Genomic DNA, 22,410 nt, shown 5'->3' with positions numbered 1-22,410 from the left:
TCCTGCGGCCATGACTGGCGTGAAGAGTGAGCATGTGCTCGTGGAGCGGTGGCGGGAGGTCCTCTCCCTGCACGCGCGCACCGCGTGCGAACTCGACCGTGAGCTGAACCCGCACGGACTCGGGGCGAGCGACTTCGAGGTGCTCGACCTGCTCGCCGAGGGCAACCCCGACGACGGCGGATGCACCTACCGCGTCCAGGAGCTCGCGGACCGCGTGCACCTGAGCCAGAGTGCGCTCTCCCGGCTGGTCGGCCGGCTGGAGAAGGACGGCCTCGTCAGCCGGGGGATCTGCAGCGAGGACCGGCGCGGGGTGCGGGTCGCGCTGACCGAGGCGGGCCGGGTGCGCCACGGGGAGGTCAAGCCCGTCCAGCGCGCCGTCCTGGAGCGGATGCTCGGCCAGGCTTGAGGGTGCCCGGCGTCGCCGGCGTCCTTCCGCTCAGCGGGAGTCGCGCTTCCGGCGGACGTACAGCTGCTTGCGGACCCTGGCCACGACCGTCCCGTCGTCCGCGACGACGTCGTTCTCGAACCACACCAGGGCCTTGTCGCCGCCCGCGGTGAGCTCCCTGATCTCCTCGAGCCGGTGCTCGGTCAGCTTGAAGTCGACGAACACGTCCCCCTTGCCGGGCAAGATGAACTCGATCTCCGCCGCACGGTCCCACACCAGGTAGTCGCGCCCGAGGCGGTTCATGACCAGCAGCATCCAGAAGGGGTCGCTCATCGAGAAGAGCGATCCGCCGAAGTGGGTGCCCACGTAGTTGCGGTTGAAGCGGTGGAGCCGCAGCCGGACCCGGGCCGAACTCCAGTCGTCGGCGATGTGCAGGACGCGGATGCCGGAGAACAGGTAGGGCGGCCACCAGGTGATCGCGCGGCGCAGGGCGGCGGGTGTGAGGGAACGTCGTGCCATGCGCAGACGCTAGCACGTGAAGTTACCCACGGGTAACCGGGGCGCCGCCCCGCGTCGCGCCCGGTGCGTCAGTCGATCGCCGCCGTGCGCCGCCACAGTTCGATCACGGAGTCGTCCCCCGTCACCTGCAGCTTCTCGTACGCACCCCGGTTCCAGAGGGTGAGGTAGAGCTCCTCGGCGGTGCCGCTCACCGTGCAGTCCGCCTCGCCCGGCGCGGGCCGTTCGACGGCCAGGGGATCGGCCGACATGCGCGCGAACCAGTCGTCCCGCGCGGCGTCGGTGTCGGTCGTGCGCACCCGCAGCGTCCTGGGCGTCCCGCTGCGGACCCGGCTCTTGGGCCGGGCGTGGAAACCGGCGAGCAACTCGTCGATGCCGTCGGCCGCGAACCCCGGATCCACCGGGGACGGGGCCCGGCCCAGGGCCAGTTCCGCGTCGACCCGGTGGACCGCCGTCTCGTGCGCCTGGCGCCGCGCCCAGAAGGCCCGCGGGGAGGGGGCTTTGAGGAAGTACCAGCACTCCAGGTCGGCGGGCGCCGCATCGAGGGCCGCGACCAGCAGCCCGTGGCCCTCGCGGAACCAGGGGAGGAGCGAGGCGTCGTCCCTGGGGGCCTCGGCCTCGATGGGCTCCGGCTGCCGCCGCCCCTCCGCGACGTAACGCGTCGCCCAGCGGTGCACGATGCCTTGATGGCGGACCAGTTCGCGCACGCGCCAGCCGGGGCAGGACGGCACCTCGGCGTCGAGCCCGGCCGCTTCCGCCGCGTCGGCGAGCAGTGCGCCGTCGCGTCGCAGCACCTCGATGAACTCGGCTGTCTCCATGACGCGATTGTGGCAGCCGGCACCGACAGCCGGGCCCGTGAATACCCAGTGTGCGGGTCGACGCCGGCGGCGGGCCCGCGCCACCACGCCGCACAACACCGCGTTGAGGACCGCCGACACCACGGCCGCCGCCACCGCCGCCGACCAACCACCCCAGCCGTGGGCGGCGTCGGCCGTCCGGTCCCCGCACGCCGGGGGAACCCGGATGCGACGCGTCAGACTCCGGCGGCCGCGGACGCGTGCCGGGTCGTGTGCGCGACCACGGCGGCCACCGCCGCCAGCGCGGCGACCGTGGTCAGCGCGACCGGCAGCCCGAAGGCGTCGGCGAGGAAGCCGATCGTGGGTGGCCCCAGCAGGAAGCCCGCGTACCCCAGGGTGGAGGCGGTGGCCACACCGCCGGGGCCGCCGAGGGCACCGGCCCGGCCGATGGCCACGGGGAAGACGTTGGCGAGCCCGAGCCCGGTGAGCGCGAAACCGGCCAGGACGAGCCAGACCTCGGGACCGAACGCCCCCAGCAGCATCCCGGCGCAAGCCGTCAGTCCGCCCAGCACCACCGCCCGGGTCGGGCCGAGCCGCAGCAGGAGGGCGGTGCCGGAGAGGCGTCCGACGGTCATCGCGAGGGCGACGGCGGCGTATCCGGTGGCCGCGAGGGCCGGACCGGTGTGCAGGTCCTCCTGAAGGTGGAGCGGACCCCATTCGGCGAGCGCTCCCTCGCCGTATGCGGTGCACAGCGCGATCAGGCCGAAAACGGCGACCATCCGCCGGGCGCCTGCCTGACGCGCCCCGTCGTGCGCACCCTCCATGGCGACGCCCGGGGGATCCGCGGGCTCCGCGGTACGGGGGACGGCGGGTCCGAGCAGGAGCCGCCCGAGCAGCACCGTGGCCAGGAGCCCGAACACCGCCACGCCGACGAGGTGCTGGGCCGGCGTCAGCCGCGCCGCCAGTGGTCCGCCGACGCCCGCCCCGACCAGTCCGCCAAGGCTGTACGCCGCGTGGAAACCGGGCATGATGGGGCGCCGCAGAGCGGCCACCAGGTCGACGGCGACGCTGTTCATCGCGACGTTCATGCCGCCGAAGCCCACGCCGAGCAGGAGCAGAACGAGACCGAGGGCGAGGGGGGAGTGGGTGAACGGGGGCAACGCGACGCCCAGTGACAGGACGGCGCCAGTGCCGACGGTCACCTGCCGGGCCCCGAAGCGCCGGCACAGCCGCCCGCTGGGGATCATGGTGGCGACCGCCCCCGCCGACACACCGAGCAGCGCGAGGCCGAGCGCTCCGGCCGAGGCGCCGACCTGCTCCTTGACGGCGGGGATGCGAACGACCCAGCCGGCGAAGACGAATCCGTCCAGGGCGAAGAACGCGGTCAAGGCGACACGCAGGCGCCGCAACGGGGGCGGCGGACTTGCGCGATCTTGCCGGGCGAGTACGCTCCGTATTTTGTTTAGGCTCGGCACAAAGTGAGAATAGGACTGTGACCCAGACTCGGACAAGGTTGGAGCGGGGCCGTGGTGCGCTCGGCCCCGCGCTCGCGCTCGTGCACACCGGGCGTGCCCCCACCCGCGCCGTGCTCACCGCCGAACTCGGCGTGACGCGGGCGACCGCGGGGGCCGTCGCCGCCGAGCTGGAGGCACTGCGCCTGATCCGGGTCGACACCCGGCCAGGCGGACCCGCCGGAGCGCAGGGCCGGCCCTCGCACCGGCTCGCCGTCAACCCCGAGGGGCCCGTCGTCCTCGCCGCGCAGATCCACGCCGACGGATTCCGCGCCGCCCTGGTCGGACTCGGCGGCCACATCCTCGCGTCCACTCCGGTCACCATGACCGTGCCCGCGGACCCCGCCCGGGTCCTCGGTGCCGTCGTCGAGGCCGGCGCGGAGCTGCTGCGCGCCTCCGGCCGGGCGTGCGCGGGCGCCGGTCTCGCCGTGCCCTCCGCCGTCGCCGAGCCGGAAGGCGCCGCGCTCAACCCCCTGCACCTCGCCTGGCCCGCGGGCGCACCCGTCCTGGACATCTTCCGCGAGCAGATCGAGCGGTCGGGCATCATCGCCCCCAACGGGGCGCCGCCGCCGTGCTTCGTCGGCAACGACGTCAACGTCGCCGCGCTCGCCGAGCACCGGCACGGTGCGGGGCAGGGAGCCGAGCACCTGCTGGTCGTCGCCACCGGCCACCGCGGCGTGGGTGGTGCGCTCGTCCTGCACGGCAAGCTCCACACCGGCAGTGCCGGACTCGCCCTGGAGGTCGGCCACCTCACGGTCAACCCCGAGGGCCGCCCCTGCCATTGCGGCAGCCGCGGCTGCCTCGACGTCGAAGTGGACCCCCTCGCCTTCCTGGAGTCCGCCGTCCGCATCCCCGGCCCCGAGGGCTCGCTGCCCGACCAGTGCCGTGCCCTGCTCCGCGAGGAGTACGACGACCCCGCGGTGCGGCGCGCCGCCGACAGCCTCATCGACCACCTCGGCCAGGGACTCGCGGGACTGGTCAACGTCCTCAACCCCGACCGGATCCTGCTCGGCGGTCTGCACCGCTGGCTGCTCGACGCCGACCCGGGACGGCTGCGTGCCGTCGTCGCCGAACGCAGCCTGTGGGGGCGCAGCGGCGGCATCCCGCTGCTCGCCTGCGCCCTGGACCACAACAGCCTCGTCGGGGCCGCGGAACTGGCCTGGCAGCCCGTGCTGGACGACCCGCTCACGGCGCTCGGCGCCTGAGGTCCACCTCCGGCAGTCGCCGGCGCACCGTCAGAACAACGGCTCCGGAGGCTCGGTGGCCTGCGGCAGTGCCTTCGTGGGCGGGGCCGGCAGGTCCTCCGCCGACGCGGTGAGCGGCCATCCCGGCACCAGGTGCGTGTCGAGCAGCAGGACACCGCCGGCCGGCCCGGCCGTGCGGAGGTAGACGTCGCCCCCGGCCACCGCCACGACGGTGCCGCCCAGGGCAGTACCCGGGGCGAGCCCGGTCACCGCGGCGGTGGCCTGCGGCGCGTCGGGCTCCAGGCCGAAGACGGCCGCGTGGTCGACGGGTCGGAACCCGGTGGCGGTCAGTGTGTCCCGCCAGTCGGGGACCGCGGCCGCCGCCTCGTGGAGGGCCCGGAGCCCGGCCACCCGTGCGGCTGCGGGTGGCAGCGCGGCGCGGGCGGCACGCTTCGCGGACGTCGCCACCCGGTCCGGGATGCCCAGCGCCGTCCCGAGGACCGACTCGGCGCGGCGCGCGGCCATCAGCGGCCCCCGCCCCAGGAACGTGAAGCAGATCGCGGCCTGTTCGAGCAGCCGCGCGCTGCCCCGCTCGGCCGCCGTGATGCCGACCTTGCCCAGACCCGGGCCGAACCAGGCCAGGTACACCGCGAAGGTCCGGGGGTCGTCCAGCCGCGTGTCCGCCGCCACGGACCGGGAGCGGTCCAGTGCCGCGCACTGCTCGCACTGGTCGCGGCGGGCCCGCGCGGGAAGTTCTGCGGCCCGGGGGCACGGAGTCCAGCGCCCTGAACGCCACACGCCCATGCACTGCCGCACCGCGCCCGGCTCCACGGCGAGCGCCAGCGGGTCGCCGAGGCGCACGGGACTGCGCCGGTCGCCGTGGCGGGGGTGCCACCAGGTCCACGCCGGCCCCCCGGACACCCATCGCAGACCTGTGCATCGCCACATGATCCGCATGCTAGGCGCAGGCACCGACAGCGCCCGTACTCCCCGGGTGGTACCCGCGGTGCCGCTGACCGTACGACGACCGGCGGCCGCTCGCGGACCAGTCTCGTAGTGCCGGGAAACCACGGCATCACCAAGGAGACGATTCGCGATGGACGCCAACGCACTGACCTCGCTCGCCGACCACTGGGACGGGGGCCCCGGCCCCTGGATCCTGTTCTTCCCGCTGATCTGGGCCGCCGTCATCGGAGGCGTCGCATTCGTGCTGCGCCGCGCCGCGTGGCGCAGGGGCCTCGGCCGCGGCCCCTGGCACGCCCGGGCCGCGATCGGCGAGCACTCGCCGATCGCCGTACTGGGCCGCCGCTTCGCCGCGGGCGAGATCGACGAGGACGAGTACTGGCGTCGGCTGTCCGTCCTGGACGAGCAGTTCGGCCGCTTCCCCAAGGGCGGGGAGCGATGACCGCCGCCCGTGTCGTCGACGCGGTCAAGATCTACGGTGCGGGCGACGCCCGGGTGCGTGCCCTGGACGGGGTCACGGTCGGGTTCCCCAGCGGGCGGTTCACCGCGATCATGGGTCCCTCCGGATCGGGGAAGTCCACCCTCATGCACTGCGCCGCCGGCCTGGACACCCTCACCTCAGGGACCGCCTGGATCGGCGACACGGAGCTGGGGGCGCTCGGCGACCGGCAGTTGACGCTGCTGCGCCGGGAGCGGGTCGGCTTCGTCTTCCAGTCCTTCAACCTGCTGCCGACCCTGACCGTGGCGGAGAACATCACCCTGCCGCAGGACCTGGCCGGTGCCGGGACGGACCGCGAGTGGGTGGCCGCCCTGATCGACGTCGTGGGCCTGGGCGACCGGCTGCGGCACCGCCCGAGCGAGCTCTCCGGCGGCCAGCAGCAGCGCGTGGCGGTGGCCAGGGCGCTGGCCGGGCGGCCCGAGGTCGTCTTCGCCGACGAGCCCACCGGCAACCTCGACTCGCGGTCCGGCGAGGAGGTGCTGCGCCTGCTGGGACGGGCCGTCCACGAGATGGGCCGCACGGTCGTCATGGTCACCCACGACCCGGTCGCCGCCGCCCACGCCGACGAGGTCGTCTTCCTCGCCGACGGACGCCTGGTGGACACGATGCCCGATCCGAGCGCGGAGAAGGTCCTCGACCGCATGAAGGCCTTCGACACCGCCCGCGACGCGGGACGCGGCACCGCACCGCGGCAGCGGGTGACGTCATGAGCGCGCCGGCCGGGCCGGTCCGCGCGTCCCTGCGGCTGAGCCTGTCCTCCCTGAGGGCCCACAAGCGCCGGTTCGCCGGCACCTTCCTGGCGGTCTTCCTGGGTGTCGCCTTCCTGGCCGGCACCATGGTGATGGGCGACACCCTGCGCGCCGGCTTCGACACGCTCTTTGGAAACGCCAACAGCGGCACCGACGTGGTCGTCCGCAGCGCCGACGTCGTCACCGTCCCCGGGGAGGGACAAGGCACCCGCGAACCCGTCGACACCGCGCTCGTCGCGCGGCTGCGGGCCGTGCCCGGAGTGGCGGCCGTCGCGCCCGGCATCGAGGGCGCGGGCCAACTCGTCGGCCGTGACGGCGAGCCCGTCGGCGGTCAGGGCCCGCCGACCCTCGCCGGGAACTGGATCGACGACGCCGGGCTCAACCCGTACGCCCTTGCCGAGGGCCGCGCCCCCAGGGCCGCCGGCGAGGCAGTGGTGAACCGTGCCGCGGCCGAGCAGGGCGGGCTGGGCATCGGCGACACGACCGTGCTGCGCACCCCCGACCCGCTGCGGGTGACGATCGTCGGCCTGGTGACCTTCGGCGGCGAGGACGGCATGGGCCAGTCGACCTTCACCGGCCTCACCCGCGCCGACGCCGAGCGCCAACTGATGCCGAGGCCCGGCCGGGCGTCCACGATCAAGGTGCGCGCGGCATCCGGTGTCGGCCAGGAAGAGCTGGCGAGGCGCGTCGCGGGCGTGCTGCCCCACGGTGTCGAGGCGATCACCGGTCAGCAGGCCACGGACGAGAACCTCGACCAGGTCTCGGGCCGGTTCCTGTCGCTGTTCACGACCCTGCTCACGGTCTTCGCCGGGATCGCCCTGCTCGTGGCGACCTTCAGCATCCACAACACCTTCGCGATCGTCGTCGCCCAGCGCACCCGGGAGAACGCCCTGCTGCGGGCGCTCGGCGCGTCCAGGCGCCAGGTGCTGGGCTCGACGCTCACGGAAGCCGTGGCCGTGGCGCTGGCCGCCTCGGCCGCCGGGCTCCTCGGCGGGATCGGCATCGCGGCCGGGCTCCAGGCGCTGTTCCCGGCCGTCGGATTCCCCTTCCCGGACGGGGGACTGGTCGTCGGCGCCACCGCCATGGCCGTACCGCTCGGCGTCGGCCTGCTCGTCTGCACCGGCTCGGCCGTGCTGCCCGCCGTCAGGGCCGGGCGGACGGCGCCGCTCGCCGCGCTGCGCGAGACGGCGGTGGACCACTCCGGTGCCTCGCGCGGACGGGCGGCGCTGGGGGCCGCGCTGGCGGTGGCCGGTGCCGCGACGACCGTGGCGGGCGCGACGGGCACGCCGGAGGTGTGGCTCGCCTCCACCGGAGCCGCCGTGGTCGTCGTCGCGTTCGTCGTCCTGGGGCCGGTCGCCGCCTCGTACGCGGTACGCGTCCTGGGAGCACCGCTCGCCCGGCTGCGCGGTGCCACCGGGGCGCTGGCCCGGCGGAACGCGCTGCGGAGCCCGAAGCGGACGGCGGCCACCGCCACCGCGCTGATGATCGGCGTCGCGGTCGTGTCGCTCTTCACGGTCTTCGGTGCCTCCCTGAAGGCCACCATGGACCGGACCGTCGACCGCTCCTTCGCCGGCGACGTCGCCCTGACCGCCTCGGGGTTCGGTGCGGGTGCGAACGGTCTCAGCCCGGGGCTCGCCCCCGCGGTGGCGAAGCTGCCGGAGGTGGCGACGGCGGTCGGGCTCGGCAGAGGCGTCGCCGAAGTCGACGGCGGTGGGCGGCAGCTGACGGTCACCGACCCTGTCGCCCTGACGCGCGTGCTCGACCTCGGTGCCGTCGACGGCTCCCTGAGCGGCCTCGGCCGGGACGGCATCGCCGTCTCCCGCAAGGAAGCGGACAAGCACCTCTGGAAGCCGGGCAGCACCATGGTGCTGGCGTTCGCCGACGGCACCCGCCAGACCTTCACCGTGCGCGCCGTCTACCCGGAGGCCGGCCTCGGCGGCGACTACATCATCACCCGCGCTGCCTGGGCACCGCACAAGGTGCAGGACGCCGACGACCTCGTCGCCGTCGCCTTCAAGAAGGGCGTCGCCCTCGACGAGGGCCGCACAGCCGTCCAAGGAATCGCCCGGCAGTACGGCAACCCCGAGGTGCAGACCCGCGAGGAGTACGCGCAATCCGCCGCCTCGGGCGTGGACATCATGCTGACGCTCGTCTACGCACTGCTTGCGCTGGCCGTCCTCATCGCGCTGCTCGGCATCGCCAACACGCTCACCCTCGCGGTGCACGAGCGCACCCGCGAACTCGGGCTGCTGCGCGCGGTCGGGCAGACCAGGAGCCAGCTGCGGGCCATGGTCCGCTGGGAGTCCGTCCTGGTCGCCGCCTTCGGCACGGCCGGCGGCCTGGCGCTCGGGGGGTTCCTCGGCTGGGCACTGGTCAAGGCGTCGGACGGCGCGGGCACGAGCGCCTTCGCGGTGCCGCCCGTCCAGCTCGCGGTCGTCGTGCTGGTCGGGCTGGCCGCCGGAGTCCTGGCCGGATGGCGTCCGGCCCGGCGCGCGGCGCGTCTGGACGTACTGAGGGCCATCGCAGCGGAGTGACTCCGCCGACGACGGCCCGGGGGCCACGGCCGCCGTGCCCCTGCGGGGGTGCGGCGGCCGCGCGTCAGACCAGCACCGGTTCGGCCGCGGCCGGGACCAGCCGATCGAGTACCGGGGCCCAGGCCTCCGGCGTCTCGGGGAGCACCGGCAGCGTCCGCGGGGCGACCTTGCGGACGACGGCCGCCGACACCTGCTCGGTCATCGCCCTGGACGAGACCGTCGCCTCGGCCCGGAGCGTGAACCACACGACCTTGCCACCGTCGTTGACGGTCTCCGTGCCCCAGCTGTCGCTCATCGACACGACCATGGCGAGGCCGCGGCCGCAGGTGGCCAGGGGCTCGAACTCGCGGACCCGCGGCAGGCGCGGATCGCTGTCCGAGACGGCGACGGTGAGCCAGCCGGAGGCGAAACTCAGCTCGACGGAACAGCGCTTGTCCGGCCGGGCGTGCCGGTGGACGTTGCCGAGCAGTTCGGTGATGCCCAGCAGAGTGGGGTCGATCAGGGGGTCCAGCCGCCAGTACCGCAGTTGAGCGGCGACGATTCGGCGTACCTGCTGGATCCGGGACGGCAGTGCCTCAAGTTCCAGGGCACACTGCCGTTTACTGCCTTCTGAGCTGATCACGGCTGCGACTCCCTCCGCGGTGAGGGCGCGCCCCTGTGATCGGGGCATGCCCCGCCCGCATGGTATGGGAACACCTTTGCGGGATTGCTGTGAGTGACTGCTGCAGTGACTCCGTGACGCCACTCAAGGATCACCCCGATGGATGCTTACCGCAACTCCGTGAACGCGGAGAGTGCCGTTCCGTTCGGCTCAGCGGCGCGCGACCCGCTCCCGGGCCGTGCGCAGGGCGTCCAGGAAGCGGCCCGCGGACGCCGTGCCCTGCGTGCGCAGGGTCAGCAGGTAGCCGGTGCCGTTGAGCCGTGTCAGGGTGCGGCGCCGCACCGCGAAACGCGGGGTCAGGGCGTGGACGTCCTCCACCGGGGCGCTGTCGATCTCCCGCCCGCGGCTGGTGAGCAGCACCAGGCGGCCGTCACGGATCAGGACCTGCCCGCCCCGGGTGAGCGACCGCAGCCGCCGTCCGATCCGCACCCCTGTGGCGGTGAACTCCGCTTCGGCCACGGCGCATCCCCTCCTTCGTCCGCTCGAAGTCTGCCCGCTCCGGGGGGCGTGGCACCAGCGCCTGCCTATGATCGGGAGACGGGCGCGAACGGAAGGCGGCGCAGGTGGACAGCAGCGAGAAGGGTGACCGCGAAGACCGTGCGAGGGCGACGGAGGCGATGGCCACCGTCGACGTGGACCGGACCGACCCGGACTACCGGGGGTGGCTGAAGGAGGCCGTGCGCAAGGTCCAGGCGGACGCCAACCGCTCCGCCGACACACACCTGTTGCGCTTCCCGCTCCCCGACGCCTGGGGCATCGACCTCTACCTGAAGGACGAGTCGACCCACCCGACCGGCAGCCTCAAGCACCGCCTCGCCCGTTCGCTGTTCCTCTACGGGCTGTGCAACGGCTGGGTCCGGCCGGGCAAGCCCGTCATCGAGGCCTCCAGCGGTTCGACCGCGGTGTCCGAGGCGTACTTCGCCGCTTTGATCGGCGTGCCGTTCATCGCCGTGATCCCGCGCACCACCAGCTGGGAGAAGCAGCGGCTGATCGAGTTCCACGGCGGCCGGTGCCACCTGGTGGACGACCCGCGGACGGTCTACGAGGTCTCCGCCCGCCTCGCGGAGGAGACCGGCGGCCACTACATGGACCAGTTCACCTACGCCGAGCGCGCCACCGACTGGCGCGGCAACAACAACATCGCCGAGTCGATCTACCAGCAGCTGCGCCTGGAACGGAACCCCTGCCCGGCGTGGATCGTGGCCACCGCCGGCACCGGCGGGACCTCGGCCACCATCGCCCGCTACATCCACTACATGCAGTACGAAACCCTGGTGTGCGTCGCGGACCCGGAGAACTCGGTTTTCTTCGACGGCTGGGTGAGCGGCGACGACTCCGTGTGCTGCGACCGCGGTTCACGGATCGAGGGCATCGGCCGCCCGAGGGTGGAGCCGAGTTTCGTGCCCGGTGCCATCGACCGGATGATGAAGGTGCCGGACGCGGCGTCGGTGGCGGCGGTCCGCGCCCTGGAGGCGGCCATCGGGCGCAAGGCCGGGGGATCGACGGGCACCGGCCTGTGGAGCGCCTTCAAGATCGTCTCGGAGATGGTCGCGGCGGACCGCACGGGCAGTGTCGTCACCTTGCTGTGCGACCCCGGCGACCGGTACCTGGACAAGTACTATTCCGATGCCTGGGTCGCCGAACAGGGCCTGGACGTCACGCCGTACGCCGTCACCATCGACGCCTTCCTGACGGCGGGGAGCTGGCCGGACTGACCCGGCCCGCCCGTTCCGTTCTGTTACGTCGTGGTCACCAGGAGTCCGCCGGAGTACCGCCTTCCCTTCCACGGGCGCTCTTAGCGTCCGGATATGACGATCTCTCACGTCGCGCCTCCGGCGGTCGCGCCGCCGTCCCCCGCGCCCGGTGCGTCCGCACCGCCGGTGCGCCGGGCGCCGGTACCGCCCGTCCGGGCGCGGCGCCGGCGCATGCCGCCCCCGGCGCGCCTGGTTGTCCAGGCGACCGCCGCGCTGGTGGCCGTCCTCGCCCTGTGCCTCGCCGTGGTCGTCGGGGCCGTCACCGTACGGTCGGACGCCGAGCGGTTGCGCGACACCTCCGCGCACCGCGCCGCCGTCACCGCGGAACTCCGCTTCGCCCTGGCCGATCTGGACGCCCAGCGCGCCAACCAGCTGGTGCCCGGCCACGCGGTCGACGACCCCGAGGTGTCGGTCGGCAACCGCCTCCTCGCGCTCATCACCGCCCAGCAGCGCCGGGCCCAGGCCAGCGACCTGCTCCGGCAGCTCGGCGGCGACGAGGCCCATGCCGCGCAGGTGCGCGGCATCCTCGACCTGCTCGGGCGCTACGACGACGCCAGCGGCCGTGCCGCCTACGTCGACGAGCAGCACCACGAGCGGGCCGCGGGCCACCCGCCGGCGGTCGCCGTCGCCTTCTCCGCCGAGGCGGGCGACATCATGCACGGCCACCTGCTGCCCAAGGTCGCGACCCTGGCGCAGGCCTACGACGTGCAGGCCACGGCGGCGTCGCGCACCGCGCAGGACGCCGCCGTGCGCTCGGCCGTGGCCGTGGGGCTCCTGGGCCTGGTCGCCGTCGCCGTACTCCTGTGGTGGCAGCGGGACCTGACCCGCCGTTACCGCCGGGTCCTCAATCCCGCGCTGGCCGCCGCCACGGCCGCGGCGCTCGGGGTCACCCTCGCCGGCGTGTTCTCCTTCACCGGCGCCGCCGCCGACCTCGACGCGGGGACCCGGGACGGACTGCGCCCCTGGTCCCGGCTCGCACAGGCCCGCGCCGTCGCCGCGGAGGCCGCCGCCACGCAGAGCCGCTGGCTCGTCAACGGCGCCGAGCCGCAGCAGCGCGCCGAACTCGACGCGCTCAACCGGCGGCTGGACGGCCTGCTGGGCCCCGACGGCTGGGCCGCGGCGGACGAGCGTCCCGCGTACGCCGACGTCAACGAGCGCTACGGGCACTTCCGCGCCGACGACCGCAAGCTCGTCGAGCTGATGGCCGGCAAGCGGATCGACGAGGCGGCCGTGGTGCTCACGGACGTCGGGCGCGGCGAGGTGGGGTTCGACTTCTGGGACTTCGCGACCACCCTGGACGTCCTCGCGCAGGACCAGCAGGCCGACTTCACCGTGCGCACGGACGCCGCGCGCTCCGCGCTCGACGGCTGGCCCGCCGTTCCTGCGGGCGTCCTCGGCATCGCCGCGGCCCTCGTCGTGGTCGGTGTGCGGCCGCGGCTCGCGGAGTACCGGTGAGGCGGTGGTCCCGGGGCCGACGGGGCTTGTGGGGAAACTGCGTTCGGTTATAGAAAGGCCTGTCAGTCCGATCTTGTGAAAGAGCTTCCGGTGACCACCACTCCGCCGCCCCCCGACGACGTCCCCTCCGTGCCCGACGACATCTGGGAGCGGTTCGTCCAGGACAGCGAGGCGGAGATCCGTGCGTCGGCGCCCAAGGAACCCTCCGCGCGGGCCCGTATGGTCACCGAGCGACTGCGGCAGCAGGACGCGGAGGCGGCGCGCCGCACCAAGCGCAAAGGGCGCGGCAACCCGCCGCCCGCGCAGCCCGAGGGCTGGCGCACGGGCCCCGCGGTCTACGCGGTCGAGGCGCGCGGCCACCGGCGCCGCCGGTGGCTCGGGCTGGTCGGCGTCCTCGTCGCCGTCGGGGTCCTGCTGTTCGCCTTGAACCCGGGCTGGGCGCTGGACGCGATACGCGGCAGCGCGGCCCCGGACCCCTCGCCGCTCCCCGTGGAGACCGCGCGGCCGACCGGCGCCCCGTCGAAGGAGGCGTTCCCCGGCACGCCCACGCTCGAGGACCCGTTCGCCGGCTCCCCGGCGAAGCAGTACGCCGACGGCGCCGCAGGGATCGTCCCGCCGAAGGCGCGGTCGGCCGGCTGGATGACGTCGGCGCAGGTGAAGGCCGCCCTCAAGAACGTCAAGGCGTACCTGGTCGACACCAACCTCGACCCCGCGACGCTGCGGGGCGAACGGCCTGACGCCGCCCTGGGGATGATCGATCCGAGTCAGCGCGAACTGCGCACCCGGTTCGAGACGGCCTTCCGCAAGCCGACCGGGAAGAACGACCCGCTCCGGCTCGCGGTGCGCTTCAAGCCCTCCGAAGTCGCCCTGGCGGGAGACGTGGTCAAGACCCGCGGCCGGATGACCTTCGCGAAGGGCGAGGACCGCGCAGTCGTCGTCCACGCCGACTACACCTTCGTGTACCCCCTGGTGCAGGCGGAGCCCGGGTCCACCGAGGTCGCCCGGACGATCATCCGCCGCATCCTGGATGTTGAGTTCCCCGACCCGTCCCGCTACCGGGTGACCCCCGGCAAGTTCGCGATCACCCTGTACGTCGACGACGTCGCCAACACGGCCTGCTCCGTCCACGACGGCTGGCTCCACCCGCAGTTCGCCTCCGACGCCTCGCCGGGTGACGACCCCGGTCGGTCGGGGCCCACCGTCGATCCCTACGACCGCAGCAGGGACCTCACGGCCGGGCGGACGGGGTCAGAGGGCTGCGGCACCGTCTCCCGTACCTGAGGCCCCGGCCCCGCCGGGCGGCCCGTTCAGGAGGTCAGCCGGCGGTCCAGCGAGCGGACCGCGGAACGGAACGACAGGCCGAGGCCCGGGCGGGACAGGAGCAGGAAGGTGCGCAGGGGCGGGGGGCCGTCGGCGGCGAAGGTCCAGCGCACGTGGGTGCCGCCGGCCGGGGTGGGGGAGAGCGCCCATTCCTCCAGCAGGGCGCGCAGGCCCGGGGCGTTCGTGGCGTCGACGCGGTAGGCGAAGCGCCGCGGGGGCTCGTCGGCGAGGACGGTCTCCTCGAAACGCACTCCTCCCCGGAGCCCGATCGTGCGGCCCGTGGCGGTCGGCACGGCGGCCGTGACGGCGCCGAACCACGCCGTCCAGCCCGCGGTGTCCTTGGCGAGCGCGGCGTGCACGGCGTCGGGCGGTGCCGTGACGTCGGCGGCGAAGACGAGACGCAGCGGCGCCGAGGCGAGGAAGCCCAGGTCCACCTGACGTGTGGGGCGCAGTCGGCGGGTCATGGGCCGTACGGTAGTTGAGGAACCGTCAGTTGTCTGCGGGACCCTCGCGCAGGGCGCCGCCCGGCTCGGCCTCCGCGGGCTCGCCGGCGACGATCAGGTCCGACAGGTGCTCGGCGATCTCCGCCCGGAGCACCTCGGGGATGCCCGCGTCGGTGACGAGGGTGTCCACGTCCTCCAGGGTGGCGAAGGAGCTCAGGCCCACGGTGCCCCACTTGGTGTGGTCGGCGATGACGACCACCCGGCGTGCGGAGCGGACGAAGCGCCGGTTGGTCTCCGCCTCGGCGAGGTTGGGGGTGGACAGGCCGGCCTCGACCGAGATGCCGTGGACGCCGAGGAAGAGCAGGTCGAAGTGGAGCGAGCCGATCGCCCGGTCCGCGACGGGGCCGACGAGGGAGTCCGAGGGGGTGCGCACACCGCCGGTGAGGACGACGGTCGCGGCGCCCTCGCGGCCGCCGCCCGCGCCGCGGGCCGCGGAGTGGAAGACGTCGGCGACGCGGACGGAGTTGGTGACCACGGTGAGGTCGGGCACGTCGAGGAGGTGCTGGGCCAGGGCGTACGTCGTCGTGCCGCCGGTGAGCGCGATGGCGCTGCCGGGGGTGACCAGGCGGGCGGCGGCGCGGGCGATGGCCTCCTTGGCCCCGAGTTCGAGGCCCGCCTTCGCCTCGAATCCCGGCTCGTGGCTGCTGGCGGGGGCGACCGGCACGGCGCCGCCGTGGACCTTCTCGACCACGCCCTGACGGGCGAGCGCGTCGAGGTCGCGGCGGACGGTCATGTCCGACACGTTCAGCTTCCGGGTCAGCTCGTTGACCCGGACCCCGCCGCGGCGCCGGACCTCGTCCAGGATCAGCGCACGCCGCTGTTCCGCGAGCAGGTTCTGGTTGTCGCTCACCCGAGGTCCCGTCCCATCCTCTGATGTGATCCCGATGCTGCCCGGACCGGCAGTCTCGCCATCCTTCCACGACCGCCCCCGCCGGACGGGGGACGAAGGGCGCGGGGTGACCGGTCCCACACGTACCGCGTGTGACACGTTCGGGTGGCATTCGTGAACACCTCTGTCCAGTACTGGTACGTGTGCCCGATTCTGAATACGCGCGATGCCGTACGCGCGTCACGGGGAAAGTACGGGGAGGCGATCGCGATGCGGTCGGATACGGTGAGGACGGAACTGGCGCTGGAGTTGCTGGTCCACGGCGTCGGCGGGACGACGCCGCAGACGATGCTCAACGACCCGCGCATCACGCGCGTCTGCGGTGACGACACCGCCGGGATCTACCGGCGTGCCGACGACGCCGACGCGGAGCGGCGGCCGCAGGAGTACGGCGAGGGCCCGGTGCCCGACGCCTACTCCTGGTGCAATCTGACGTCCGGGGACGGCAGTCGTGCGCTGTGGCTGCTCCTGCTGCCCTTCATGGTGGCCAACCTGGCCCACTGGATGCGGCCGCCGGTCTCCCGGCCGCGCCTGGACCGGGCGTACGACGTGCTGGTGCGGCTGCTGGCGCTGTCGCTGACGGTGCTGCTGGTGGCGGCGGCCTGCGAGGTCGCGATGGACCTGGTGGCCTGGCAGTGCGCGGGCAACGCGGCCTGCGCGGGCGGGAAGAGCTGGCTGTCGTTCCTCGCCGCCGGCGAGCCGGGGCGCCGGATCGCCGCCGGGGCCGCGCTGCCCGTCGGGCTGACCCTGTTGCTGTGGTGGCTCTCCCGGCGCACCTGGTACGCCTACGAGTCCCAGCGGCCCCTGCCGGGCCCCCATCCGCAAGAGCCGGAGGGGCCGGACGTCACGCCGCTGGCCCGGCGCGGCTTCTGGTACGGGCGGCGGCTGGTCGCCAGGCTCCGTGCGGCCCACACGGCGGCCGGGCTGCTCACGGTCGCGGTCGCCCTGGTCGTCCCGCCGCTCGAACGGGACATGGACGTCGGCGGGATCCGGATACTCGCCGCGGTCGGCTGGCTGCTGACGGGCGCCCTGGCCGGGTTGGCGGTCGCGGCGATCGCCGTGACCTGCGGCATGGGACGCAGCGAGCACGCGCCGGACGAGGCCCTGGACCCACGGCTCGCCCGGGCGATGCTGGGCGGTACGGCCGCCGCGCTGCTGGCCACGGCCGGATACGCCTGCTGGCACCGGCCGGGATGGAACGCCGGCGGGCGGCTGCCCGCAGGGGAGGCCTTCGGCTGGCTCGCCCTGGCACAGGGGTTGTTGCTCGTGGTGCTGGCATGCGTCGCCCATCTGATGCACCGCTCCGGTGACGGGCGGGCGGAGCTGCGAGGCCTCGGCGGGCCGGCGGTGGCCCTGCTCGCGTGCTCGCTCGGCGGGGTGCTCACCGGAGGGATCGCCCAGCGGGTCGCGGACTGGCTGGACCGCGGGGCCACCCCGGGCAGCGGGGACGGAGCCGTCGCCGGGCCGCCCGTGCTGCTGTCCTGGCAGGCATCGGCGATCCCGCTGCTGCTGTTGGTGCTGGCCGTGGTGGTCGTCGTGCGCGGCAGGAGGCTGCTGCGCCGGACGCGGGCGCTGGTGCCGAAGGTGGAGTCCGACTATCCGGGGGAGGAGCACGAGCCGGCGCGCAGCCGCCAGATCGCCCTGGCCCGCGCCAGGGCCGAACTCACCGATCAGGCCGCCTTGTTCATAGGGGTCATCGGGACGGTGGCCTTCCTGCTGGGCGCGGGGGCGCTCGCCGGGGCCTGGCTGAGCGGTGCCGTCCCCGGGCAGGCCGGGGCCGACCCGCCCGGATGGGTGGGCACGGTCGCGGAGACCGCCCAGGCGCTGGGCTCCTGGCTGGTCGGCGCCGGGGTGGTGGCCCTGATCGCGCTCGGCCGCAGGGCCTACCGCGACGCCGGGGCACGCCGCACCGTCGGCATCCTCTGGGACGTCGGCACCTTCTGGCCGCGCGCCGCGCACCCCTTCGCACCGCCCTGCTACGCCGAGCGCGCGGTGCCGGACCTGACCTGGCGCATGACGACCTGGACGCGGGCCCACCACGGCCGGATCATCCTCTCCGGGCACTCCCAGGGGAGCGTCCTGGCCGCGGCGGCGGTCTGGCAGCTGGATCCGGCGACCCGGGCGCGGATCGCCCTGCTCACCTACGGCTCGCCGCTGGGCCGGTTGTACGGGCGCTGGTTCCCCGCCTACTTCGGGCCCCCCGCGCTGACCTCGCTCCACGGCGAGCTGCACGCCTGGCGCAATCTGTGGCGGCGTACGGATCCGATCGGCGGGCCGGTGCACCTCGACGAGCCCGGGCCACCGGTCGACCGGGCGCCGCTGCCCGATCCTGCGGCGTACGGCAGGACGGAGGAACACCCGCTGCCTGCGCCCCTGCTGACCCACTTCGACTACCAGGCCGACCCGGCCTTCGCGGCCGAGCGCGGTGCGCTGCTGCGCTGGCTGTACCGCAACGTGGAGGGGGTGCTGCCCGGGCAGGGTCAGGGCAGCGGGGGAAGGTCCTCCGGGTAGAGCAACTGCAGCTCCTCGTGGCTGGGCTCGCTGATCCGGGCGAGCCGGCCCGCGTGGCGCTCGACCATGGCCTCGAAGGTCTGCCGCGCGGTGCGGCCGTTGCCGAAGGCCGGGCCCTTGGGGATCGCGGTGAAGTACTTGTAGAGCGCCTCGCCGGTGTCCTCGGAGAGCTGGTACTCATGCTCCTCGGCCTGGGCCCGCACGATCCGCAGCAGCTCGACCGGGGTGTAGTCGTCGAAGGTGATGGTCCGCGAGAAGCGGGAGGCGACACCGGGGTTGGCGGACAGGAAGTGCTCCATCTCCGCGGTGTAGCCCGCGACGATCACCACGACCGCCTCGCGGTGGTCCTCCATCAGCTTCACCAGGGTGTCGATGGCCTCCCGGCCGAAGTCCCGGCCAGAGTCCTCGGGGGCCAGGGCGTACGCCTCGTCGATGAAGAGCACCCCGCCGCGGGCGCGTTCGAAGGCCTCCTGGGTGCGGATGGCGGTCGAGCCGATGTGCTCGCCCACCAGGTCGACGCGGGCCACCTCCACCAGGTGGCCGCGCTCCAACACGCCCAGGGTGGCCAGGATCTCGCCGTAGAGCCGTGCGACGGTCGTCTTGCCCGTGCCGGGGGAGCCGGTGAAGACCAGATGGCGGCGCGGGGAGGGGGCCTTGAGGCCGGCCTCGCGGCGTCTGCGGCCCACCGCGATCAGGTCGATCAGGGAGCGCACCTCGCGCTTGACGTTCTCCAGGCCCACCAGCGCGTCGAGTTCGGCCAGCACCTCGTCCGAGGGACGGGTGTCCCCGGCCGGGGCCGGGGCCGGGGCCGGCGCGGGCACGGCCGCGGGCCCTGAGGTGCTGGTCGGCGCCACGGGCAGTCCGCCGAGCAGCCCGAACGACGTGGGCGCGGGCTGCCGCTCGCCCGCCGGAGCCGGCACACCCGACGACGACTCCGGCACGGTGCGGCGCTCACCGCTCTGGTCCCCGGTGCAGTCCTCCGTCACCGGGCCCGGCTCCGCGAACTCGTAGCCGCCGCGCGCACAGCGCTCCGTGCGGCAGCGGGTGAGCGTGGAGCGGCAGCCGTCGATGATGTGGAAGCCGTAGCCCCGGCTGCCCGTGACCCGGCAGCCCGTGAAGGTCCCGCGGCCGCCCGCGGAGACGTAGAACCCGGCCTCGGCCGGGTTGGTCACGACACACCGTTCCAGCGTGGGATCGGCCCCCTTGGTGACGATGACCCCGGTCGCCGTGTCGTCGATGGTGCAGGCGGACAGCGTGCCGCCGCTGCCGTGGTCACGGAACCAGGCACCGGTGGAGGCCTCGCGGATGCGGCAGTCGTCGAGCTGCACGGTGGCGCCGTCGCTGACCGAGACCGCGGTGTTGCGGACCTGGGAGATGTCGCTGTCGACCACGTCGGCGCGCGAGCCCCGGTCGAGCACGAACAAGGCGTCGGGTACGTCGTGCAGGCGGCAGGAGTCGAGGACGGCGGCCGCCCCGTCGCTGACCCAGACCGCCGGGTAGTCGCCGTGGCTGTCGTGGATCTCGCACTGGTTGGCGTCCACCCGGGTGCCCGGGTCCCACACCGACAGGCCGTTGCGGCCGAAGCGCCGCACCGTGGTGCGGGTGAGGGTGAGCACCGAACGGGAGCGCAGGTCCACGGCGTTCTCGGGGATGTCGTGGATGTCGCAGTCGGAGAGGGTCAGGACGGCGTCGGTGTCCAGGGTGATGCCGTCGCCGGTGGTGCGGTGCACCTGGCACTCGGTGAGATGGCCGGCCGCGCGTGAGGCGACCTGTACACCGGTGCCCTTGACCTCGTACACCTCGCAGCCGACCGCCTCGGCCACGGTGCCCTCACCGGTGAGGGCGAGTCCCGCGCCGGACGCGTTGCGGACCCGGCAGCGTTCCAGCCGCGGGGAGGCTCCGCCGCGTACGGAGATGCCGGTCTGACCCGCGGCCACGACCTCGCAGTCCTCGAACAGCCCGCCCGCGGCCTCCAGGATGCTGATCCCGAGCCCGGCCGGGTTGTCGACGGTGCAGCGGCGCACGGTCGGCCGCGCCCCGTCGCGGACCTCTATGCCCACCGCGGACCGCGTGCTGACCCGCAGTCCGGTGAGTTCGGGTGCGGCGCCCTCGACGAGCAGCGCGGCCGCGGAGGTGTCCTGCCCCTCGACGGAGAGGTCCTGGACCGTCGCCGCGGCCCGTACGGTCAGCGCGACACCGGCCGGCGGGGCGATGCGGACGGAGCCCGGCCCTTCGGCGGCGCGGAGCGTTATGGCCTTCTCCACGACGAGGTTCTCCCGGTAGGTCCCGGGGTTGACCGAGAGCACGTCGCCCTCGGCGGCCGCCTCCAGGGCCGCGGCGAGGCTCTCGTACTCTCCTGTGCGGCGGCGCCACCGCGAGCTGCTGGTGTGCGTCACCTGAACCACGCCCTGTGCCATGGAGATGCTCTGCCCCGTCCTCTTGCACTGCGCCGACCTGGGGGCCTCAACGGTAGCGCGCGCCGGGCGCGCGCCAGCACCCGATGCTGATGGATCACCTGATGGAACCGGGCGGATGAGGCCGATTGCGGATGATCCGTGGCACCGGCGTACGTATCCGGCGTGGTCAGCCGCCCGCCCCGGCGCGGCCCCAGCTCTGCCCGGCCGCGGCCCACTCGCGCTCCCACTCCGCGAGCCTGCGGCGCATCAACTGCCACATGAGCACCTGGCGCCCCATCAACCCCAGCACGCTCGCGGCGAGGAAGGTGCCGATCCCGGCGAGCATCGCATGCGTGGTGGCGGACCGGGCGTCCAGGGGCGCGGGCACGGGCACGGCACCGGACTTGTCGGTCCACATCGTGAGGTGGTCGCCCTTGTCGTGGGCGGCGGCCACGCGCACCTGGGCGGTGTGGACCTGCCCGTCCGGAGCGGTCCAGCGGACCACGGCGTCCCGGCGCTCCTCGCGGACGTGGCCGGACTCGGGGTCGGGGTCGGCGGCCTCGCGTGGCCCGGCCTTGAGCACCACGGCGCCGACCTCGATGCGGGTGGCGTGCTCGACGCCGACGGTGTGCTGGAGGGAGTGGTCCACGGCCAGCCCGGCGACCAGCCCCGCGGCCGGCGCCCCCAGGACGATGGCGCAGCCCGCCGCGACCCCCGCGCAGGCCTCGAACACGTCGGAACGGCGGCGCAGGCTGTTCTTCCGCCAACGCCACCACCGCACGTGCGTGGCCGCCATCGGGCCGCACCCCCTTCACCGTCCAAGTACCGCACATGGCACGGCACATGCGCGGCATGGACCGGGCGGGAGGGGGCCATCTCACGCCGGCACCCGTCCGGTGCCCGGACCGTGCCGCGGTCTCGGGACGCGTTCACTCCATACTCGACAACGCGTCTCCCACCCGGAGTGTTCCGGGTCGTACGGGCACGAGATTCTGTCCGAAAACCAGTCTGCCCCCGAATCTGCGGTGGCGCGCGAGGGTGCGCAGGGGTTCCCGGCCGCGGGCCGCGGTGCGCTGGTCCGTCGTCGTCACCACGCAACGCCCACAGGGCTTCACGACGCGGAATTCGACTTCCCCGATGCGGATCCGGGCCCAGGTGTCCTCGGCCCAGGGAGCGGTCCCCGCGATGACGGCGTTGGGACGGAAGCGGTCCATCGGAAGGGGGCCCTCGCCGGGGTGGTCGCCCGCGGCGATCAGCGCGTTGAGGGCGGCCAGCGAGGCCTCGGTCGTCACGAGCAGGGGGAAACCGTCGGCGAAGCTGACGGTCTCACCGGGGCGCGCGTAGTCCGGGTCGACCGGGCGGCGCCGGGCCGGGTCGTCGAGGTGGACGAGGGTGACCTCCGCGCCCAGGTACGTGCTGAACCAGGCGGCGGCCGCGTCTCCCGCGGGCACGGCCTCCACCTTGTCGCCCCATATGTGCACCGGGACCGTCGTGGACGGTCCCGGTGCGTCGATGTCCAGCGACGGCATCCCCGGGGCGGTGAGCAGCAGCCCACCACCGGGGGACGACTCCGCGCGTGCCAGGGCCAGCCGGGGCTGCTCCCGCTGCGTGACGCATCGTCCCGCAGCGTCGGCGAGCATCCACCGGCGGTCTCCGGCGAGCCCCCACGGCTCCACCAGTGCCTCGGACAACCGCTGTCCACCGAGCGACTTGACGGGGTGGACGTGCAGTGAGCTGAGGCGTGGTGTCGGCGTCGGAGTCGTCATTCCGCCATCGTGCCAGG

General features: G+C 74.2%; 20 protein-coding genes. 9 read left to right on the top strand and 11 right to left on the bottom strand.

Features of this window, described 5'->3' with window-relative positions; translation table 11 throughout:
- Positions 1-10 precede the first annotated feature (10 nt).
- Complete coding sequence (locus tag AC1VWI_RS10500; protein ID WP_499510702.1) at positions 11-406, top strand: MarR family winged helix-turn-helix transcriptional regulator; 396 nt, start codon at positions 11-13, stop codon at positions 404-406.
- A 30-nt stretch (positions 407-436) separates the two neighbouring features.
- Here the strand turns inward: AC1VWI_RS10500 and AC1VWI_RS10495 are convergent, their stop codons facing one another.
- The 3 genes from AC1VWI_RS10495 to AC1VWI_RS10485 form a co-directional block, all read right to left on the bottom strand.
- The gene (locus AC1VWI_RS10495; protein ID WP_499510701.1) at positions 437-904 is read right to left on the bottom strand and encodes a DUF4442 domain-containing protein; all 468 of its coding nucleotides are present in this window, start codon (positions 902-904) and stop codon (positions 437-439) included.
- A gap of 68 nt (positions 905-972) precedes the next feature.
- Positions 973-1,719, bottom strand: a complete 747-nt coding sequence (locus AC1VWI_RS10490; protein ID WP_499510700.1) for a maleylpyruvate isomerase family mycothiol-dependent enzyme — start codon at positions 1,717-1,719, stop codon at positions 973-975.
- A gap of 215 nt (positions 1,720-1,934) precedes the next feature.
- A complete protein-coding gene (locus AC1VWI_RS10485) occupies positions 1,935-3,173 on the bottom strand; it encodes an MFS transporter (RefSeq protein ID WP_499510699.1) in 1,239 nt (412 codons plus the stop codon).
- Between the two features lie 17 nt (positions 3,174-3,190).
- Between AC1VWI_RS10485 and AC1VWI_RS10480 the strand changes: the two genes are divergently transcribed.
- Positions 3,191-4,414 (top strand): ROK family protein, encoded by a 1,224-nt coding sequence (locus AC1VWI_RS10480; RefSeq protein WP_499510698.1) that lies wholly within the window; start codon positions 3,191-3,193, stop codon positions 4,412-4,414.
- Between the two features lie 30 nt (positions 4,415-4,444).
- Here AC1VWI_RS10480 and AC1VWI_RS10475 read toward each other — a convergent pair whose 3' ends face one another.
- Positions 4,445-5,341: a DUF2797 domain-containing protein gene (locus AC1VWI_RS10475; protein WP_499510697.1), complete on the bottom strand. Its 897-nt coding sequence runs from the start codon at positions 5,339-5,341 to the stop codon at positions 4,445-4,447.
- 148 nt (positions 5,342-5,489) lie between these two features.
- Between AC1VWI_RS10475 and AC1VWI_RS10470 the strand changes: the two genes are divergently transcribed.
- From AC1VWI_RS10470 to AC1VWI_RS10460, 3 genes are read left to right on the top strand one after another with little or no spacing between them, the layout of a single operon-like run.
- Positions 5,490-5,798 carry an SHOCT domain-containing protein gene (locus tag AC1VWI_RS10470; protein WP_499510696.1) on the top strand — a complete coding sequence of 103 codons (309 nt, stop codon included), beginning with the start codon at positions 5,490-5,492 and terminating at the stop codon, positions 5,796-5,798.
- A complete protein-coding gene (locus tag AC1VWI_RS10465; protein ID WP_499510695.1) occupies positions 5,795-6,565 on the top strand; it encodes an ABC transporter ATP-binding protein in 771 nt (256 codons plus the stop codon). The genes AC1VWI_RS10470 and AC1VWI_RS10465 overlap by 4 nt, the downstream gene beginning before the upstream one ends.
- The gene (locus AC1VWI_RS10460) at positions 6,562-9,138 is read left to right on the top strand and encodes an ABC transporter permease (protein WP_499510694.1); all 2,577 of its coding nucleotides are present in this window, start codon (positions 6,562-6,564) and stop codon (positions 9,136-9,138) included. The genes AC1VWI_RS10465 and AC1VWI_RS10460 overlap by 4 nt, the downstream gene beginning before the upstream one ends.
- Before the next feature lie 64 nt (positions 9,139-9,202).
- Here the strand turns inward: AC1VWI_RS10460 and AC1VWI_RS10455 are convergent, their stop codons facing one another.
- Positions 9,203-9,760: an ATP-binding protein gene (locus AC1VWI_RS10455; protein ID WP_499510693.1), complete on the bottom strand. Its 558-nt coding sequence runs from the start codon at positions 9,758-9,760 to the stop codon at positions 9,203-9,205.
- 189 nt (positions 9,761-9,949) lie between these two features.
- Positions 9,950-10,258 carry a hypothetical protein gene (locus AC1VWI_RS10450; protein ID WP_499510692.1) on the bottom strand — a complete coding sequence of 103 codons (309 nt, stop codon included), beginning with the start codon at positions 10,256-10,258 and terminating at the stop codon, positions 9,950-9,952.
- Between the two features lie 158 nt (positions 10,259-10,416).
- On the opposite strand from AC1VWI_RS10450, the gene AC1VWI_RS10445 reads away from it, so the two are divergent.
- The 3 genes from AC1VWI_RS10445 to AC1VWI_RS10435 all read left to right on the top strand — a co-directional run bounded on the left by AC1VWI_RS10445 (position 10,417) and on the right by AC1VWI_RS10435 (position 14,289).
- The gene (locus AC1VWI_RS10445) at positions 10,417-11,514 is read left to right on the top strand and encodes a PLP-dependent cysteine synthase family protein (RefSeq protein ID WP_499516764.1); all 1,098 of its coding nucleotides are present in this window, start codon (positions 10,417-10,419) and stop codon (positions 11,512-11,514) included.
- A gap of 93 nt (positions 11,515-11,607) precedes the next feature.
- Entirely contained in the window at positions 11,608-13,008 is a 1,401-nt protein-coding gene (locus AC1VWI_RS10440; protein ID WP_499510691.1) for a GlnX family signal transduction membrane protein, read from the top strand.
- A 90-nt stretch (positions 13,009-13,098) separates the two neighbouring features.
- Entirely contained in the window at positions 13,099-14,289 is a 1,191-nt protein-coding gene (locus tag AC1VWI_RS10435; RefSeq protein ID WP_499510690.1) for a hypothetical protein, read from the top strand.
- Between the two features lie 26 nt (positions 14,290-14,315).
- On the opposite strand, the gene AC1VWI_RS10430 is transcribed toward AC1VWI_RS10435, so the two are convergent.
- Together AC1VWI_RS10430 and AC1VWI_RS10425 are read right to left on the bottom strand one after the other, a co-directional pair.
- Positions 14,316-14,792 carry an SRPBCC family protein gene (locus tag AC1VWI_RS10430; RefSeq protein ID WP_499510689.1) on the bottom strand — a complete coding sequence of 159 codons (477 nt, stop codon included), beginning with the start codon at positions 14,790-14,792 and terminating at the stop codon, positions 14,316-14,318.
- Positions 14,793-14,817: 25 nt separating this feature from the next.
- Positions 14,818-15,681, bottom strand: a complete 864-nt coding sequence (locus AC1VWI_RS10425) for a DeoR/GlpR family DNA-binding transcription regulator (RefSeq protein ID WP_499510688.1) — start codon at positions 15,679-15,681, stop codon at positions 14,818-14,820.
- Positions 15,682-15,930: 249 nt separating this feature from the next.
- On the opposite strand from AC1VWI_RS10425, the gene AC1VWI_RS10420 reads away from it, so the two are divergent.
- On the top strand, positions 15,931-18,231 hold the full coding sequence (locus tag AC1VWI_RS10420) for a hypothetical protein (RefSeq protein WP_499510687.1): 2,301 nt from the start codon (positions 15,931-15,933) through the stop codon (positions 18,229-18,231).
- Here AC1VWI_RS10420 and AC1VWI_RS10415 read toward each other — a convergent pair.
- The 3 genes from AC1VWI_RS10415 to AC1VWI_RS10405 form a co-directional block, all read right to left on the bottom strand.
- Positions 18,201-20,648, bottom strand: a complete 2,448-nt coding sequence (locus tag AC1VWI_RS10415) for a right-handed parallel beta-helix repeat-containing protein (RefSeq protein WP_499510686.1) — start codon at positions 20,646-20,648, stop codon at positions 18,201-18,203. The genes AC1VWI_RS10420 and AC1VWI_RS10415 overlap by 31 nt on opposite strands.
- A gap of 166 nt (positions 20,649-20,814) precedes the next feature.
- Positions 20,815-21,423: an Rv1733c family protein gene (locus AC1VWI_RS10410; protein ID WP_499510685.1), complete on the bottom strand. Its 609-nt coding sequence runs from the start codon at positions 21,421-21,423 to the stop codon at positions 20,815-20,817.
- A gap of 133 nt (positions 21,424-21,556) precedes the next feature.
- On the bottom strand, positions 21,557-22,393 hold the full coding sequence (locus AC1VWI_RS10405) for an MOSC domain-containing protein (RefSeq protein WP_499510684.1): 837 nt from the start codon (positions 22,391-22,393) through the stop codon (positions 21,557-21,559).
- Positions 22,394-22,410: the final 17 nt, after the last annotated feature.

The sequence above is a fragment of the Streptomyces sp. TOM-9 genome (assembly GCF_056858595.1).
The sequence above is the reverse complement of the archived record's forward strand: the minus strand, read 5'-3'. Positions and strand labels throughout refer to the sequence as shown.